General features: G+C 54.9%; 2 pseudogenes. Both read right to left on the bottom strand.

Going from position 1 to position 1,159, the window contains the following annotated elements:
- A pseudogene (locus tag QZ506_RS05400) lies at window positions 1-418 on the bottom strand (ATP-binding protein); the annotation flags it as partial.
- Window positions 419-431: 13 nt separating this feature from the next.
- Window positions 432-1,159: pseudogene (locus QZ506_RS05405) on the bottom strand (IS21 family transposase); the annotation flags it as partial.

A 1,159-nucleotide genomic window follows, 5' to 3' on the forward strand; every position in this document is an offset into this window, starting at 1 on the left:
GCTGATCCAGCAGCCGACCCATACGCCAGTATTGGACGCTTCTCTTTTGGCGGCACGCCTGCTCGCACAACCTACCCAGCTTTTACCGCTGCCAGTTTGCCCTGTTATCAGGATATTATTGCTGTGGGTGATGTAATGCCCGTTCAGAAGCTCGCGCATCTGTTCGGCCTTTAACCCTCGGGATACCGGATAGCAAATACCCTCAGGGGTTGCACCGTGGCGCAACCGCGCCCGCTTTCTCAGCCGACCAACACGGCTTTTTTCACGATTCAATAGTTCTTCTTCGACAAGTAGCCCCCAGGCGTTCTGCGAACCCCAGCTCATTGTATGTACCAGGTGCCTCACGCTGGCATATCATGCCATCGGCCATTGCTGACAGCTTGAGCGCTCTGAGTTTGGTTAGCAGGTCATCAGTCATAACGACTCCTTTTTCAGTGGTAATATTTCGGACCACGCAGATTATCGTGCTCTAGTGGAAGCTGTAACTCTCTATTTTATTTAACTGTTTCTCCGATGCCCTACCTGTTATGACGCAGCAGATTCTCGATAAAACGCATTTCCGGATGGTTCAGCCCGCAGGCCGTGTCACAGTCTTTTTCAAGACGTTCGGAGCAGTATTTTTTCTGGAGCGACAGCAGGCCTAGAACAGCCCGATAAGCTTGCTCGGGATGATTCTTCGCCTTTGGCATCGCTTCCACCACCTGCCGAGTCCCCTTGCCGGTCCTCGCGGCATTATCCAGCAGCTTTTCAGGTGTCCAGCTGCTGTGCCCGCGGTGATTGACCGTCATGTGTGCCGGATTAGTGGTGTGACTGTACTGCCGATCGCTACGAGGGTGCTGTGCCACGCAGCGGCCCTTATGCCAGACCTGGACCAGCGTCTGCCCGGCTTTTACAGACAGCCGTTCACCAACCAGCTCGTGGGGGAACGGAGTACCAGTGGCGGTCGTATTCGACGTGATAGTCCGGAGCGACCTTTACCGCACGGTATTCGGTATATTCATATGTCAGGGCTGGCAAGGGCTGCAAACACGGCGCATCGCGCAGCGCAAAGCGCTGTGCTCGGCTCTGGCCCCCATAACCTTTCATTGGGCGGTTATTCAGCTCGGTCATTAGCTCCCTGAGCCTGACGTTGAGCGCATGTACCGTATGGAAGGTTTCA

Origin of the sequence: Candidatus Symbiopectobacterium sp., from assembly GCF_020054415.1 — a bacterium.
Taxonomy (GTDB): Bacteria; Pseudomonadota; Gammaproteobacteria; order Enterobacterales; family Enterobacteriaceae; genus Symbiopectobacterium.